Below are 17,354 nucleotides of genomic sequence, written 5' to 3'. Positions count from 1 at the left end.
TTAGCTTTTAGCTTTTAGCTTTTAGCTTTTAGCTTTTAGCTTTTAGCTTTTAGCAAAATAGTGTCGTTTTTATTTTCGGTGTGGAAATCGTTATTTGAGGGGGTAATAGTAATTTAGGTACGTTTTCCTGCTTAAAAAACGAAAACAAACTGCCACTTCATATTAAACCAAATAGTTCGCGCTTTCGCCCAACGCGCTAGCAAGCTAAGCGCCTACAAGTAATAGCATTTTTATTTATTGTGATTGTTACATTGGCTGTGCGCTGGGTTTCGCGCTGCTCAAACCAACCTACGGTTGTTGCACAGCTACAAGCTTGCGTATAATGCCCGCATTCTGGCTGTATGTATTAGCCGCTAATTTGGATTTAATTAATGAAAAAACTCTCTGCAGTGCAAGTAAAACAACAAGCACTTGTGCTTAACGTTGCCGATAAACTAGAAGCACAAGGGCGCGAAGAAATCCCTGGTATGTTGCAGTGCTGGTTTGATGTGGAGTATCACTTATTTCCAAGTTCACTACTGCTTTGTTTTCAGTTTGAAAACGAACAAGCTTTAGCAGCCGCAGAGCCTGATTTATTAAAATGGCAAAAGCGCTTAAGCGCCGCAATGCTTAAAAAAGGCGTGATTTTAAAAGATATGCGTAAACATTTAGTGTTTACTTTAAAAGGGCCTGATGACTAAAGAAGGGCTAGAGCAAAACTTTGCAGCGCTATAATTTATAAAAATAAGTTTAAGCGCGTAAAAAAGGGCAATAACAATGCCCTTTTTTTAAAATGGAGTTACTGGGGCAGGTTTTGCATTTTTTCTTAATCACAAAAGACAAAAAGAAAGACCTGACCCTTCCGAGTGTTATTGTCATTAATCTAATATATCATCTAATTCATTTTCTTTTTTTTCTTGCGCTATTGTTACTGCGCAAACTTTAAGGATATTTTCAAATACAGTTTGAGCTTCACCCCATATTTCACATGACTCTCTCAAATAAGGTCTAGTAGAAAAACGGATAACTTTCTGAGGAGCTTTATGCCTTTCCCTCTCAAAATCAGAACGTAGAAATTCATGAACATCTCGTGTTAAGTATAGTTCATTCAAATCAATAACTTCTTGAGGTATAACTCCTTTTGAGTAAAAGTCAATATTCAAGATAGACATAAGGGATTTAACCCTTTTAGCTTGTTCCATTTTATTTGAGTCATCATTATAACTAATAGCCTTGACTGAGCTTGCCTCGTTAGTGTCGTCCGCTATAGTAAATTGATAAAATTCTGGTATATCATTAGCTTCAAGGAAAACTTCTGAAAAGCTAACATTTTTCAACTCACTGAGAATTCCGCTTTTATTTAATTGATATAATGAAAAGTGCTCATTAAAGTGCGGCGTATCTATTTCATATAAATACCTAAGCATACCTTCATATTTAGTGTCGTAATTATCAGCCAAGTACTGATATATCTTTTTTTTGTTATCTATGTTTTTATTTTTTTGAATAAAAACTGCTGCGTGAAACTCTAATACAGACTTATGAATATAACTATAAATATTCCCTTCTTTCAATATTAAAGAAGTTCTATCTGATATCTCTTCATGAGCTTTGTCATTGTGTTTGGATGAAGAAACTTTAGCCGCTGAATTTGAAAAAACATCTAAAATATCTTGTTCACTGACACTAACGTTTTCAAATTTTTTCAGTATGTAGTGGCATAGTTAATTTGGCCACCCATTAAGAAATAAATGTTATGCTAATAAGCATACAAATTTGGGTGAAAAAATGACGAAATTAAAACGTGCGACGCATTATGCGGCAATCAAATTAGAAACTGTTTAGTGAAAGTTAGGAAGCCCTGCAATGCGACTGTACTTAGCTCAGAAGAAAGTTATAAGGAATACAACCAGCACGAGTTTAACTTTTTAGTTTGCCAAGACTGAACGCTAATGTGTACTCTAGTACAGCCTATAACCTTTTTATGTTAATTTGTGAATCAAATATAATTTCTAACTAATAAAACTTTAAAAAGGTGGGGCAAGTACCCACTTTTCAATCATTTTATAACTTAATGTTAGACCTTTTTCTTTTGCATAATGTAAATAGATTTCATACTAACCACAGGGAAGGTTCCCCCAGTTGAAGGCACTCAGTAGCTTAAAGAATTTAACATTAATCTAAATCAAATCTCGGATATAAAACTACTTTAAAACAGGGAAAGATGATTCTTTTATACAGAGGAACAAGCCACTATATTGAAGATGGCATTTACAAAAATGAATACTTAAAACGCCCAAGAGTACCAAAAACTACGCCTTCATACATACATGAAGCTGCTGATAATTGGTTTAAAAATAATTTTGGCATCCGTGCTAGAAGCCAAACTATATTTTGCACTCCTTGCAGAGAATACGCATCTAGCCATTTTGAATCTGGAGGTTCACTTTTAGAAATAAGTTTAATCGGTGATACTAATAAAATAATTTATAGTGACGAAGTAAGTGACTTCTTAGATCTTATTCCTAAAGAAGCGTTTGATATCAAGAGAGATTATATATTTGATATCGCCGAAAAGCTTAGCCTTGTGAACTATAAATTGGTGAAAAATATTAATGAAATACCTTCAAGCTTTATTGGAGAAATTATGTTGTTTTGTGAGCAGTACAAGGTCAAGAACATTGACTGATTCAAACTACGCATTACTCTCTCAACTTAATTTATTGAAAATTGACAACTACAAATTCGAAAGTTCCTTAGGAGGAGCCTCCGCATTAAGCAGTTTATATTCGGATGGAAAAAACAAAATAGTTATAAAATTTCTTATATCCCCAAGAAATGACATCGAATTAGAACGTTTTAGATTAGAGTATTCAGTTCTATCTGAAAACAAGATGAATAAAAATTTTGGTTTAATTCCTGATAAGGAATACCCTCACCTTTATGGCCCAGATAGTAGCTATCCTCTACCTAAAATTGTAATGCCTTTGAAAGAGCTAGTTGGCGGTTCCGTTTTTTGCTTTGGCTATGCATTCGAGAAAGGAGAATTACTATCGGAGATTAATCCTCAAAGTTACTCGTTAAAAGATAAATATCTTTTATTGTACAGACTTGCTTCGGGGTTAAGTTACTTTAATCAGAGTGGGTATTCGCATAGAGATTTGCATCCAAAAAACATCTTACTTTTGGATGACTTTAAAATGCCTAAATATGATAGAGATAGAACAGAAAATGATCCAAGAGTAAAATTCTTAGATTTGGGGAATTGTCAGTCAAATAATTTCGAAGATTCATATGCCTATGGGATTGAACGTGATGTTAATGAACAGCTAGTTTTTCAGGATAATAATAAGCGTTTATTAACCTCATTTATTTCAATGCCCCCAGACTTTTTAGAACATGGTTCTGCAACTAAAAATTATGACACTTGGGCGTTTGGTATTTTTGCATATAATGTAATTTTTGGTGAAATGCCTTTTGACTTAAACGACATTAGAGATGTAACAGAATTGCGACAACACTCTAAACTGCCCCCTAATGTAAAAAGTAAATTGCAAGAACTTGATGATGGTCCCCATTTGATAATGCAACATCTATTGTCATGGAGAGGTGAAAATCGACCTGAAATTCACAGTATAGTTAGACTTTTCAGTTGGCTGATTCATAGGAGTGATGAGTTTACTGAAGTTGAATTTATCAAGCGTGTAATTCACAACGATGGTTTTGATCCTAATCATAGCCCATTAGATGATATAATTTAGGTAGTTCCTCATAACTATTATTTGATTACTAGCGCTAGCTACAGATTCTTCAGTATAAAAATACATAAAAGCGAACCATCTCTGGTTCGCTTTTTTATTTTTACTGACCTCAGAATTCAACTATCTGTTGCAAACTTTATTTGAGTTGCAAACTTAATTCCGATAGTTGCATTCTTTATTCGAGATCTACACTCAACTGTGGTTGTTGAATATAGTTTGCAACTGACACATATTATAACTCAATAAGTTAGGTTGGGCTTTTTTCAAATAAAAAATGCAACTATAGCGTTAATCTATTTCTCTACCTCGCACTCGCTCTAAATAAAGTTTGCAACTAACATTCGATAACTTATGAATACAACAAAATTTATAGTTGAGCGTACTGCATATTATGATTACCCATTAAATTGTACAAACTTTTCAAATTACCTTCTGACTCTGGGTCATCCCAACCTCTCAACCACCTTACTTCGATACCCAAATATTGTGCCCAAGCCACTGCTTTTTTCATTTCTTTAAATTTACCATTTTTAGCGCATGACTCTATGTACTGGTTAACAAGCAGATATTGATTCCGACCAGCACTATACTTAGCCTGATTAAACGCTTGCTCATAATATATATAAGATTTTTCGAACGATTTATGATGGTAGTAATAATTTGCATAGCACCAATTACATAACCACCCCAAAATATTATCAAGCTCAGCTTGCTTCAATTTATTATGATATTTATCGACGTTATCCAAAGAATCATAATTATTCTTTAGTAACATACCTTCACTAAGCAACTCAATAAATTTTGATGGTATCTCTTTTATAGCTGGAGTTAATGCCAGTTGTGTTAGTACTTGGTGACCAGTAAAAGAGCCAACATGAGCTAAAACTAATTTAGCCTTTTCTATTTTGTTTAATTCTTGAAAAGATTCATGCACTATATAACTTTGTAATACCTCAGTACCGTGCCCAATAGCTAATGCATAATGCTCCCAATACCTAGAAACCTCATAGAAATAAAGCCGATTAATATCAACTTCACTAGTTAAACCGATAGATTTTTTTAAACCATTTATTGATTTATCTAACTTTGAATTTATGCGGTATAACCTACCAGATTGGCCTTTAACATGATCAATGCAGCTAATTAAAAATTCACGGCCAAAATTACTTTCCAGTTCTCTGAAACAATAAGAAGAAACCCGCCCAATAAATAAGATTATTTTTAAGCGCTGCTTTTCTGATTTACTAAGTAACCTTCTCAAAGAGCCATTTGAAGGACATTCCAGCAATGACAATGAATATTCCAAATTGTTAAACAGTGAACTAATGCTTGGAATTTGATCAGTTGTGCTCCAATGCTGAGCATTTTCTAAGTTCTGATTTGCTCTGTAATCATCCACACTTTTATCAGGGTAGTGAAATGATGATTGGCTAATAGATAAAGACTCATAAATGAGTTGCCATGCTTTCCTTAATGGCCAGTTAATATTTTGCCCTTCAATATCGGGCAAAGCCCATACTTTTAAGTTTGGTAGATTGAGTTTTGAGGCTGGCACATTTATTTTTAAGTAGTTCTTGTAAAAAGAAAGTAAAACCCGATCTAATAAATATTGTTGGATAAACCATTTTGAAGAGTTTCTTTTATTGAGATATGTACCATCATCAGCTAAAACACTTTTATAAGTGACGAGCAGATCTTCAACAGCTTCCAATACCATAAAAATAACTCTCTCTTCACCTAAAGCACTTTCAAGCAATAATCTAAGTGAATCAAGTAATTCGTCGAGCTTACCATCAATTTTCGAGCTTTCGTCAGCCAAACGTTTTAACTTAGTTTGCAGCTTTTTCTTGTTACTCTCGCTCAAGAATGAATTACTTCTATCCTTTTGTGCCAGAAGCCCAGTAATATTAAAAATCTCACGAACGAGCTCACCGATAGTCGGGAATGTAGCTTTATTATTTTCCATCTAAATAAAGGGCCTCAAGGGCCCATTCCTTATTATTTTTTGCCACTTTTAGGAGCAGCATTACCTCTATCTCCACCTGATTTATTGCCTGTAGTAGATGGCCAGTTACCACCAGGGCCTGGATGACTAGAAGCGGGTTTTGATGAATTAGATTTTGCCATAATAATATCCTCAATAGTTAATTAGTAATAAAGAACCAACAGCTCTGCCATTGCTTCAAGTAAAACTATAACTTTGCCATTTAATTCTGACTTCAGGCATTTTGGAAACAAAAAATGGTAATTAGCTTAACTGCTTATAATTTGGAGATAAAATAATTATTTATCCTATTATTGACTCCTTTAAATGTCTTCAGTCTAAGCACTCCTGCGGACTTATAGTTCTGTCTAGCCAATACCCTGAGTAACTAACAAAAATACCATCAGGGCAGGCCTCAAAAAGTAAGTCATCAATAATGTCCATAGACATATGGTTTTCTCCCAGGTCAAATCTCATCGTAATGTTTTATACCTTCATCTATATACTTTCCCATAATATTTTTATTGAAGTTAAGGCTTCATTACAGTATTTAACCAAATTAAGGCTTCACCCTAATCGTAAACAAGGCTTCATTGCAGTACTTAACCGAATTAAGGCTTCATCCTAATCGTAAACAAGGCTTCATTGCAGTATTTAATCGAATTCAGGCTTCATCCTGATCGCAAACAAGGCTTCATTACAGTACTTAACTGGATTAAGGCTTCATCCTGATCGCGAACAAGGCTTCATTAAAGGATTTAACCAAATTAAGGCTTCATCCTGATCGCGAACAAGGCTTCATTACAGTATTTAACTAAATTAATGCTTCATCCTGATCGTAAACAAGGCTTCATTGCAGTACTTAGCCAAATTAAGGCTTCATCCTGATCGCAAACAAGGCTTCATTACGTATTTAACCGGGTTAAGGCTTCATCCTGATCGCGAACAAGGCTCCATTACAGTATTTAACCAAATTAAGGCTTCATCCTAATATCATCTACGTCTATTTCTTGGTATTGCAGGCGGTAAAGTTTCATACAGCCATTCCTTATCATGTTTAAAAAGCCACGTGTAAGAACTTCTACATAATGCTTGAATCTCTCCACGAGTAGGCGCTTTTGTTCTATCCAAACATTCATGTAATATTGAGCGATGCGTGTTGCGTTGCTTTTCAAATCGAAGCTGGATACGTAATTCTTTAATATCAGGAAACTGAGTCAATAACTGTTCAACAGCACTTTGCGAGCATTCCATCTCTTTGGCAATTGAAGTTGTAAGTTCGCCAGTTCTTAGCCTAGAAAGAATTTGCTTACGCTCTGTCGCAAATAGGAACTGTGCTCTACGCTGTATTAGTATGTTATTTTGTATAGCTACAGATTTAGCATACCCCACACTAACATTTGCTCGCTTAGCAGCTTGACGCATACTCATACCATTTCTTAACTGCTTTAAAAGTAAATCTGTTTTTTCTGGATTAACTCGTTCAAACGCATCATTAATTAAATGATCTGGCCTCTCGTTTAATTGATTCGGATTAGAGCAACACTTCAAAAACTCTGACAAACTGCCAAATAAATGCTGTATCACGAGTAGGTGTTTTAATGAGTGAAACTGTGCGTGGGATTGATAAATAAAGTTTGATGGGTAGCTATTGCTTTTACTCCCCCCAAAAACCGCATCAAAAAGCCCTTTAGGCAGCTCATTTACCCAGTACTCCTTAAGGCTTGTTTGCCATTTTTCTTGCCTGACAGACCCATAATTACATACGAGATTATTCGCATTTAACCCATGTAAATAAACCTTTCTCAAAACATCTGAATCGATGGCCCCTAAATTTAAAGACCAAAGTACATACGCATCTTGAGCAAGTCTTGCCTGCTTTAGGCTTGCCTGTGTTAAACCTTTGCCCTCACTTACAACCTGAGGCGGCAATACGAGCAATTTCCTTTCACGTTTTATTGCTTCTAGCTTTATTAAATGAAATGGACAGTAGTTAATCCAAGGTAATTGATGGGCAACATGCCAATACGCCACACCTACGTTTTTGATGTCTTGGGCGGCACACTGCGGGCAATAACATAGGACTGTCGGTTCTGGTATTCGATTAGCCAGTAGCGAGAATTGACTGTACGCATCAGTGCATGATCCCTTAAGCATTTTAGTAAAAGCTTCTTGGAAGACATCACTTTGTATAAAAGGCTTAAAAAATGGCAAAACTGTGTGTTTCACGATTAATTCGTCAATGCCCAAGCTCACACTTTCTGAAACTGGAACAATAAAAGATGGGAATATGGATGTTAATTGCTGGCCAGTATATCCCAACCTAACCAGCAAAAAGTCATGATCCGTAGCTAAACCGCTTATTAGCCCTGCTCTAGCGAGCCAACTGTAAATAGTCTCATTGGGTAGCAGCGCACTTAAGCTGCAATTTCTAACGAAGGCCATTCTACCGCCAAAAAGCGCAGCCACATCAATACAAACAATGGATGCCACCCATTTACGTTTCGTAACGCCTTTTCGAGACTTAACGTTTTGTAATTGATTACAACTTCAGGCTCATGAAAAAAGCGTTCAAAGCCATGTTCAAAAAACCACGCTACAAAGTCTTGCTGAAGTCTCGCTGCCACAAATACTTGCTCTCGTATTCTCCCTCCGTTTAAATTAGAAAAGCCACTTTGAATACCTCGTTTCATTACGTGTTCAAAGTATGGTTTAGAAAGCATTCCAGGTGAATTTAATAAATCCATACTCGCTTGCTGTACCCATGTAATATGCCCATTTAAATCTACGTAACTTGCCCTATGAATAGCACCACATTTAGTACATTTATTGGTGGTTGGTGGCGTCGCCATAATTCTTATGTCTATGCTAGAAAATCCACAGGTATTGCAGCTTTCAAGCAATTCGCAAGCATGCTTTGAACAAGTGATCATCGAAGGTAACTGGTGTTCAACGTGCCAATAGGAAGTACCTACACGTTTTTCATCTTCAATAGCGCATAATGGGCACCATCGCCAAGCTAAAGAAAACGACAATGTTCTGCATAATGGAGCCGATAAGGATGGTACTTGCTCAATAAATTCGCAGCGCTTCCAAAGGCCTCCTTTCCTGATCCGTTTATTAATGATCTTATCAACATCACGAAAATGCATCGAAGGTGAATAATAAGGAAACAATGAATGTTTTCTTAACAGATATTCTCTGGTTATACTCCCCTCATACGCATTCGCAGCTATATCAATTAACGGATGATAGATTCGTTGATTGCTCAAAGAGCCATCCTCTGAAAGCATGCGTTCAAACACCAGCTTAGGGTTACTACTATCTAAAAGGGTTGCCTTACGGGATACCACTCCCGCAAAGTGCTCGCCATCAAAAGGGGTTGGCATAAATGATACTTTACTCATCGTAACCCTCCTTAATGAAATTGAGCATATCTTTAGAATCAATGTCCATACACACACGAGGTATACCTAATGGGTCTGGCACTACGTCAGGTAATAACTTTTGTACTTTTTTGCGCTTAGCTTTTGCAGCTAACTTTACTTCTTCGTTTGTTAAAACATGCTCTTTTTCATCCAGTTTGTTCACATCCTCATCAAACTGTTGAATATTTCCCGCTCTTAGATTATCTAAAGCGCCAGCAATCAAAGAGAATTGATTATTATACGTCTTATGTAACCTCTCCACGTCACCCGTGCGATATGCATCGGCTTTATCGGGGTATTTATTCTTCAACATTGTAATTGACTCATGATGCAGTATCGCCAACCTCGTCATCATTGCAGGCAGACCACACGTTAAATGACAAAAAACTTGTTTGAACTGCTTATCTGGCATTTCGCTACTCTTACAAAATGATTCAGGGAATAATGCATCAAAGAGAGAGTTAAAAAACTTACTCTTTACCCCGTACAAAGAAAACTGATATTCACGGTTGGTCAACAGTCTGCGTGTGATCGTAAAATCTGGGCTTTTAGTATCAGATAAAAACATCTCCCTACCAGATGTTGTTGATGAAAGAACAATAGGAATACCCAACTTGTTAAACAAAGCTTCAATCGTAGTGAAGGATGGCGCATTTTTATTATTTTTGTATTTCAACATGAACTGCAATTCATCAATATGAGCCAGCCCCAAATGATGTGCTACAGCAATTGACTGCATTTGACTTAAATGGCGCTCTACAGAGTAATGCGATTTATCTTTCCACTGTTCATAAAAATCTGTATCGAGGGCTTCATCAACAGCGTTAAAGAAATTGAGCGCCAATCCCTTGGTTGATGGAGTCGATGGCATATCAAGCGATATCCAAACGAGCTGATCTTGCCGGAAAATTTTGTCCTCAAACTTGTTGTGTTTGATCACTTGTGGGATCACTTTCAGAACACTGCGAATTCCTTTCGTCTTACCAACACCACTATGACCATGAACAAATACACTTGGCGCGGTTGTTCGAGAAATAAATTCCTCTTCTAATCGCTCTCCCTTTCTAGCTGCCAAGGCGATTGCCATTTGCAATTTGTTAGTTTCCGCAGAATGTGGCGTGTACTTAGAATATCCATCTAAAATTAGCCCTACAAACTTGTTATACATTCCATATAAGTATGGCGCTGGAACGTGAACCTTTTCTAAGCGCTCTAGAAATACCTGCTGATATACAGCTGGTATATCAGTTAAGTTCTTTTCAAAAGTAGGTATGAAAGTAAGCTTTTTATTCAGCTCATCTTCGTGGGCTATTACTTCAATAGCTTCGGTAAGAGGATTTCCATTTAAGCTATCAAGCGGGTGTTTTCGATATATCGCTTCTTTTTTCATAAGATTACTCCATTAATCTCCATACAATTCGTCGTCTAAGTCATCCATGACGGCGGGCTTCATTGACTCTAAGTCGGTTCCAGTACCAAATGTATTATCCAACTGTTGATTCGCTTGAGCTCTTAGCACAAGCTTATGAATTTGTTGACGAGCTTTAATGCCTGGTTGGATAGATTTATGTTTATTTTTAGGTGCGAGCGAGCGCTCAGCCTCTTGTTGTGCAGTAGTAAGATCAGTAACAGAATCCCAATATGAACGTGTGATCAGAGCATTTTGCTTATGCTCGTGAAGCATATCTTTTTCTTGCTCCATCAAGTGCATTACCTGCTCCCAATGCTGACTTGCTAAAGGATTTTCGTTATTGATATTTTTAAGGCGTAACTTAACGATCTGACCATCGTCGGTTTCATGTAACAGCTCATTGATATTGTCGTACATCCTTTTGACTAATATGTTGAATGTGCCATGATGCCTAGCTCTAGCATAGCCACCACTAGATTTGAAATAGGGGTGATGGTATTCGACCCCTTCAAAACGTATACTGCTAGAAGTTACCGTCGCACGCTCTTCAGGCAAAAATGCCCACCGAATTTTAGCTTCACTTACTCCAGGGTTTAATCGCCCGACCTTTTCCATGTCTTCTAAGCTATTTAAAAAAATCGCTTTCGGCGTAAAGCCCGTACCATTTACAAGGCCTTTGAAGTTAAGTCGCTTGAGACGATCTGCTGAATTGTTGTGGTAGCAAATTTCTGCGATTAACACTTGCATTAATGAGTCATAATCGTACAACGCATTATTAGATGCATGGCTATCTTCACGTTTTGCTAGATCTGCTAATGCACCAGGAACAAACTTAATAACTTGATCATTAACAGTACCAAATTTGCGCTCAACCACTCCTTTAGCATCACCGCGATAAATAGCCATAAACGCAACATCTTCAATACCAATTCTCGCGTTTAAAAGAGCATCAATAAAGGTCTTCCTATACTCAGGTCCATTGTCTATTGCTAATTCAATTGGCACATGTTTAGCGGGCCAATCATTCTCATCTAAAAGAACACCAAAACGTTTAGCAAATTCAACTTTATCTAAACATGCATTTGCTAGCGCCTGGGATACCCCTTGCCAATTGGGACCATCAAAACCCAAATACATCCCAACAATCATGGTTGAATAAACATCCACCACTAGGTACAAGACAGGACGCCCCATTGAATAGCGCTTACTCGTATCAAAAGGGTAACGCACATAACAATCAAGAATGGTTGCATCTACTTCATAGCGCTGTGTGGCGCCAAGTACCCCATCAAAAGACTTGCCTTGTCTATCCTCAAAGTCTTTGGCGAAGTTAACATCACCATGTTTCAAACGAAGAAGTGATGCTTTATCAATAATTTTTTTAAAGTGATAGCGAAACATACCATCACTAATTCGGTCTTCCTCAGGAAATGGGTTAAAGATACGTTGAGTACCTAATGTCGTCTCTCTCTCGATTACATAGCGTTCAAATGTCCTGTGATATAGCCGATAAGCAAACGCAATAGAAAAGTTAACGTGATTAGATTTGATAAAAGCAGCAGTTTTTTTGATGTTTAATTTATCAACATCATTTACACACCGTGCGTTTGAACGAACTTTAACTTTACCGTTCTTACCGTTTGGACCACGCTTAATCTGGGAGTCACTCAAGTCTTTAACATGACGGTAGTTTGAGCCACATTGCATCAAGCCAAATGGCAACAATGAGTTTTTGGTACAGCCAAAAATGATGTATCTATTAATCGCAGAATGAAATGATGCTTTCCCTTTCCACTTATCCTTTCCGAGAAGTGGCTTTATTTCAGCCGCTAGCCCCTTGCCATACAAGTACTGCTCAATTTTATCGGGACTAACAAGACTTTCGATTTTCCTAAATTTATAGTCACGTTTATCAAGCCAGGCACCTTTACCCATTTCAGTAGCAATCCAGTCATCACTTCTAGTCATAACAACCGGGTAGTCAAAACGCTCTACTTTTAATGAGTGGCTAGTTATATGTGCCAATACATCATCCATACGCCATGCTTCAGGTTTAGAAAGGTTCTTTTTTGGGTCAAAACCATTTAGATCATACAAAGCAGTATACTGCCGACCAAAACTAACGTGACAAACAAGAAGATCAATATTCTTTTTATCGTTAGTCAGGCGCGTACCCATTTTTAGCATCATAAGGTAAGCTCCACAGGACGATGGAACTGTAACGTACTGCTATGCTTAAGCGGAAGAAAATGCTTGAGTACACTAAATTGAAAAAGCCGAATAACTTGCTCATCAGAGCAATTTAGTTGCTGGCTTGTAAGTAACAGTAAAAACTCAAGTGGTTTCATGAAGTACCTTTGCCATACGTGGCAAAAAGTAAACACGAATGTTCTAACCAACTCATCCTCAAACTTCATAAAGCCAGCAGGCTCACAGAAGCGGATGTTATTGAACTCTTCCTTCGTCGCATCCAATTCCGTAACAATTTGATACTTGATGCCACGGCGTCGCCAATATTCTCGTTCAATAGCAAATTTCTGCCAAGTTCGAGCATTCTTGCGCTGTAGCAGCTTTCTTTCTTCGCCTTGTATCGAGCCCTCCAGCTCAACCCCTTCCTCATCCACCACGTAAATTTGAGAAGCATATTTAAAGCTATATGCCGTCGTTATTATGCGACTCGGGTTTTCTATGTCTTGATGTTGAACCAAAAAATCTGTTGTCATCACATATGCCTCCGAGGTCTCCCAATTGCGTGGGTGAATTAAATTACCCGCGACTGCAATATTTAAAGTTTCATTTAAATCGAGTGCATACTGCTCAAATACACGCTTAGTACCTCTGGCCCAAATCAATTTTTTGTACATCCGTAATTCACCATCACTCAACAAATGAGCATGACGCTTCTGTACATTGCAAAAGATCCAATGCCTACGGCCATATTGATTTACAGCTTTTACCGTTAAATACGGTCGATAACTCTCCGATGTTAAACTTTGTATGTCACGCTTCCACCGGTTTAACTTTTCCATAGCTTTTGGTGTAGCGGTAACCTCTTTAAATTTCATATGCATCCTGCAATTGATTCAGTAGGGAACAATATCTTGCCTGTAGATCAAACTTTGATCAACCCACCTAAAAACCATAACCACATGAAAAACAACATTTTTGTTTTGCAATAGCAACCTTGTATAACATCAAAACTGTGTAAGTAAAAATTGAATTAAATCAACGTAAGCTTTTTGACTAAAAATAAGTTTTTGAATTGGAAATGGAAACAATGATTTTGTTGTGAGGGATTTTGGGGCTTTAAAAATTGAAATATTTCAACGCAAGATAAAAAAATATTTTTAAGGCATGATCAAAATTGACTAAATATTTTATAAAATAATTTTTAACCGCTCAAAAATACAACAAAATAACAAAGTAAGATCGCCTGCGATCAATTGCTAATTCCTCAAGTTTCTCATACTATCAACTTGTTAAAATGCAAAGATTAAACATGGCCGATGATATTTTGACCATTCAAGAGGTCGCTACGTACTTAAAGCTAAATGAAAAGACAGCATACCGTCTTGCAAGCGAAGGCAAATTACCCGGCTTTAAGGTGGGTGGAAGTTGGCGCTTTAAACGCGTAGATTTAGAGCAATGGATTGAAGAACAAAAACAAAAATAAGGAATGTTATGAAGTTTAATGAAGATTCTCGCGTAAAAATTCCAGCAATTTTACATTTAATGCGTCTTGGCTATCAGTACCTTTCACTTAAGGGGCAGAGCTGGGATATCGACACTAATATATTCCCTGATTTATTTAGAACTGCTATTTGTAAAATTAATCCCGGCATTGAAAACGCCGAGGCAGGCAGGTTATTTGACGATGTAAAGCTATTACTTGATAACGAAGACCTAGGCAAAGCCTTTTTTAAACGCCTATCTGAGCGTTCAAATACAAAGTTGATCGATTTTGAAAACTTCGACAACAATACTTTTCATGTTGTAACTGAACTGACTTGCCAGAACGGTGATGAAGAATTCCGACCAGACATAACTTTACTAATAAATGGCATGCCACTTGTGTTTATTGAGGTGAAAAAGCCCAATAACCGCGAAGGCGTTCTGGCCGAGCGTGACCGTATCAACAAACGCTTTCAAAACCCTAAATTCAAGCGCTTTGCCAACATCACCCAATTTATGATTTTCTCCAACAACATGGAGTACGACGACGGCAACCCAGAACCAGTACAAGGTGCCTTCTACGCCAGTAGTTCTTACCATAAACCGATATTTAATTATTTTCGCGAAGAAGAAATACTTAACCTTACCGCATTACTCAAGTCAGTATCTGATGACGACGAACTAAAAGTCTTGAAAGACAACAATCTTGAAGTTATTCGTAGCAATCCAGAATTTCAGACAAACAAACAGCCAGAACGACCAACAAATCGCATTTGTACTTCGTTACTAATCCGTGAGCGCTTAGCCTTCATATTGCGTTACGCCTTGGCGTATGTGTCGGAATCTGACGGACTACAAAAACACATCATGCGTTACCCGCAGTTGTTTGCCACCAAAGCCATTGAACGCAAGCTCAGTGAGGGCGTGAAAAAAGGCATCATTTGGCACACCCAAGGCAGTGGTAAAACTGCCCTAACGTTTTATAACGTGCGCTTTTTAACCGATTACTTCCAAAAGCAGCAAGTCATCCCTAAGTTTTACTTTATTGTTGATCGCCTAGACCTGCTGCAACAAGCACAGCGCGAATTTACCGCCCGTGGTTTAACCGTACACACCATCAACTCACGGGATGCCTTTACCCGTGATATTAAAGCCACACAGGTGATCCACAACCATTCTGGCAAGCCAGAAATCACCGTGGTGAATATTCAAAAGTTCAAAGATGACCCAGATGTGGTCAGCACCAAAGACTACAACGTCGCGATACAGCGGGTGTATTTTTTAGACGAAGTTCACCGCAGCTATAACCCCAAAGGGAGTTTTTTAGCCAACTTAAGCCAGTCAGACAGCAACGCCATTAAAATTGGCCTAACTGGTACGCCGCTATTGGGAGATGACTACAACTCACGCGCCTTGTTTGGTGACTACATTCACAAGTACTACTACAACGCGTCCATTGCCGACGGTTACACCTTGCGTTTAATCCGTGAGGAGATCAGCACCCAATACAAAATTGAATTGCAAAAAGCCCTCGAAGAAGCCGAAGTGAAAATGGGCGATGTGGATCGCAAACTGATTTACGCCCACCCAAGCTTTGTTGAGCCAATGCTGAGCTACATAGTAAGTGATTTTGAAAAAAGCCGTGGCGCATTAAACGATGCAACCATTGGTGGCATGGTCATTTGCGACAGCTCAGATCAAGCCAAGCAGATGTTTGACATTTTTAATGGCGTTTATGCCGATGCACCTATTCTGCCGAAAACATCCAATTCAAATAGCCAGCTACTCGAAGTCACTGAGCCTGCGCCAACCAGTTATGCAGAGTCTGCCAAACAAGCCCAAAAGGTAAAAAACGCCGCCTTGATCCTGCACGATATCGGTACAAAGGAAGAGCGCAAAAACTGGGTAGAAGACTTCAAGGCAGGCAAAATCGACTTTTTGTTTGTGTACAACATGCTACTCACCGGTTTTGACGCCAAACGCCTGAAAAAGCTCTACCTTGGCCGGGTGATCCGCAAGCACAACTTGCTGCAAGCGCTCACGCGAGTAAACCGAACTTACAAAGATTTCCGCTACGGTTATGTGGTGGATTTTGCTGATATTCGTAAAGAATTTGATGCCACTAACAAGGCCTATTTCGACGAATTACAGTCGGAACTTGGCGATGAGCTAGAGCACTACTCACACCTGTTTAAATCTCAAGAAGAGATCAAACAAGAAATCGAACATATCAAAGATGTTTTGTTCCGCTTTGATACTGAGAACATGGAAGAATTCTGCAATCAGATCAGCCAAATACAAGACCGCGATACCGTGCTGGCACTCAAAAAAGCCTTAGCCGATGCTCGGAGCTTGTATAACTTGATCCGCTTGCAAGGTGAGTATGATTTTCTGGATGAGCTGGATTTTGCCAAGCTCAATGTGCTATTTCGAGTTACCAGCGATAGATTAGATATGCTGAACCTTGCCAACTCAATACAAGATGGTGCTGACATTGGTAACTTACTCAATAGAGCTCTAGAGGATGTAATCTTTACATTCACCAAAATCGGAGAAGAAGAACTGGTCTTGGCCGACAAGTTGAAAAATACCTTGCGCCAAACCCGTGAAGCACTAGCAAGCAACTTTGATCAGCAAGATCCACAGTTTATTAGCTTGAAAGAAGAACTAGAGCGCTTGTTTAAGAAGAAAAACCTCAGCGAAGTCACTCAGGACGAAATGGTTGCAAACATCGACGCGCTGAATAAAATTCACGACCGTGTGAAAGAGCTCAACCGCCAAAACAACCAGCTGCGACAAAAGTATCTAGGTGATGCTAAATACACTCGTATTCATAAGCGCTTGCAAGAACGTGGGGATATTTCAGACAGTGAGCGAAAAATATTCGAGGCATTAGCAGGCGTGAAGCAAGATGCCGACGAGCAAGTGCTCAACAACAGCCATGTATTGGATAACGAAAGTTACTTTGAGCGACAAATGATGCCGCTGGTAATAGCGCGCTTTATGAAAGAACAAAACATCAAACTCAACGCTGACGCCTCAAGGTATATTAACCACCTGGTCGTCGCGGAATATTTAAAAGAATTTAATACAGGCAGCCAAGCATGGTAGTGCCTGTA

General features: G+C 38.2%; 14 protein-coding genes. 5 read left to right on the top strand and 9 right to left on the bottom strand.

The window, feature by feature from the left end:
• The first annotated feature begins 371 nt into the window (after positions 1–371).
• Entirely contained in the window at positions 372–680 is a 309-nt protein-coding gene (locus tag PSH41_RS01505; protein ID WP_004587588.1) for a hypothetical protein, read from the top strand.
• Between the two features lie 177 nt (positions 681–857).
• Here PSH41_RS01505 and PSH41_RS01500 read toward each other — a convergent pair whose 3' ends face one another.
• A complete protein-coding gene (locus PSH41_RS01500) occupies positions 858–1,553 on the bottom strand; it encodes a hypothetical protein (RefSeq protein WP_273588668.1) in 696 nt (231 codons plus the stop codon).
• Positions 1,554–2,203: 650 nt separating this feature from the next.
• Here PSH41_RS01500 and PSH41_RS01495 point away from each other — a divergent pair.
• Together PSH41_RS01495 and PSH41_RS01490 are read left to right on the top strand one after the other, a co-directional pair.
• A complete protein-coding gene (locus tag PSH41_RS01495; protein ID WP_273588667.1) occupies positions 2,204–2,668 on the top strand; it encodes a hypothetical protein in 465 nt (154 codons plus the stop codon).
• Positions 2,661–3,740 carry a protein kinase gene (locus PSH41_RS01490; protein ID WP_273588666.1) on the top strand — a complete coding sequence of 360 codons (1,080 nt, stop codon included), beginning with the start codon at positions 2,661–2,663 and terminating at the stop codon, positions 3,738–3,740. The genes PSH41_RS01495 and PSH41_RS01490 overlap by 8 nt, the downstream gene beginning before the upstream one ends.
• A 367-nt stretch (positions 3,741–4,107) precedes the next feature.
• Here the strand turns inward: PSH41_RS01490 and PSH41_RS01485 are convergent, their stop codons facing one another.
• The 8 genes from PSH41_RS01485 to PSH41_RS01450 form a co-directional block, all read right to left on the bottom strand.
• Positions 4,108–5,706, bottom strand: a complete 1,599-nt coding sequence (locus PSH41_RS01485; protein WP_273588665.1) for a hypothetical protein — start codon at positions 5,704–5,706, stop codon at positions 4,108–4,110.
• A gap of 32 nt (positions 5,707–5,738) precedes the next feature.
• The gene (locus PSH41_RS01480) at positions 5,739–5,867 is read right to left on the bottom strand and encodes a hypothetical protein (RefSeq protein WP_016898921.1); all 129 of its coding nucleotides are present in this window, start codon (positions 5,865–5,867) and stop codon (positions 5,739–5,741) included.
• A 190-nt stretch (positions 5,868–6,057) separates the two neighbouring features.
• Positions 6,058–6,201 carry a hypothetical protein gene (locus tag PSH41_RS01475; RefSeq protein ID WP_273588664.1) on the bottom strand — a complete coding sequence of 48 codons (144 nt, stop codon included), beginning with the start codon at positions 6,199–6,201 and terminating at the stop codon, positions 6,058–6,060.
• 516 nt (positions 6,202–6,717) lie between these two features.
• Positions 6,718–8,217: a TnsD family Tn7-like transposition protein gene (locus PSH41_RS01470; RefSeq protein ID WP_273588663.1), complete on the bottom strand. Its 1,500-nt coding sequence runs from the start codon at positions 8,215–8,217 to the stop codon at positions 6,718–6,720.
• Positions 8,142–9,131: a TniQ family protein gene (locus tag PSH41_RS01465; protein ID WP_273588662.1), complete on the bottom strand. Its 990-nt coding sequence runs from the start codon at positions 9,129–9,131 to the stop codon at positions 8,142–8,144. The genes PSH41_RS01470 and PSH41_RS01465 overlap by 76 nt, the downstream gene beginning before the upstream one ends.
• Positions 9,124–10,542, bottom strand: coding sequence for an AAA family ATPase (locus tag PSH41_RS01460; RefSeq protein WP_273588661.1), 1,419 nt, complete (start codon positions 10,540–10,542; stop codon positions 9,124–9,126). The genes PSH41_RS01465 and PSH41_RS01460 overlap by 8 nt, the downstream gene beginning before the upstream one ends.
• Positions 10,543–10,554: 12 nt before the next feature.
• Complete coding sequence (locus PSH41_RS01455; RefSeq protein ID WP_273588660.1) at positions 10,555–12,753, bottom strand: hypothetical protein; 2,199 nt, start codon at positions 12,751–12,753, stop codon at positions 10,555–10,557.
• Positions 12,750–13,628: a TnsA endonuclease N-terminal domain-containing protein gene (locus PSH41_RS01450; protein ID WP_273588659.1), complete on the bottom strand. Its 879-nt coding sequence runs from the start codon at positions 13,626–13,628 to the stop codon at positions 12,750–12,752. Before PSH41_RS01450 ends, PSH41_RS01455 begins: the two co-directional genes overlap by 4 nt.
• 434 nt (positions 13,629–14,062) lie before the next feature.
• On the opposite strand from PSH41_RS01450, the gene mads1 reads away from it, so the two are divergent.
• Together mads1 and PSH41_RS01440 are read left to right on the top strand one after the other, a co-directional pair.
• Complete coding sequence (mads1, locus tag PSH41_RS01445) at positions 14,063–14,236, top strand: methylation-associated defense system helix-turn-helix domain-containing protein MAD1 (protein WP_058428373.1); 174 nt, start codon at positions 14,063–14,065, stop codon at positions 14,234–14,236.
• Positions 14,237–14,244: 8 nt separating this feature from the next.
• Positions 14,245–17,346 carry a type I restriction endonuclease subunit R gene (locus tag PSH41_RS01440; RefSeq protein ID WP_273588658.1) on the top strand — a complete coding sequence of 1,034 codons (3,102 nt, stop codon included), beginning with the start codon at positions 14,245–14,247 and terminating at the stop codon, positions 17,344–17,346.
• Positions 17,347–17,354: the final 8 nt, after the last annotated feature.

Origin of the sequence: Pseudoalteromonas sp. CST2 (assembly GCF_028599385.1) — a bacterium.
Lineage (GTDB): Bacteria > Pseudomonadota > Gammaproteobacteria > Enterobacterales > Alteromonadaceae > Pseudoalteromonas > Pseudoalteromonas atlantica.
The sequence above is the reverse complement of the archived record's forward strand: the minus strand, read 5'-3'. Positions and strand labels throughout refer to the sequence as shown.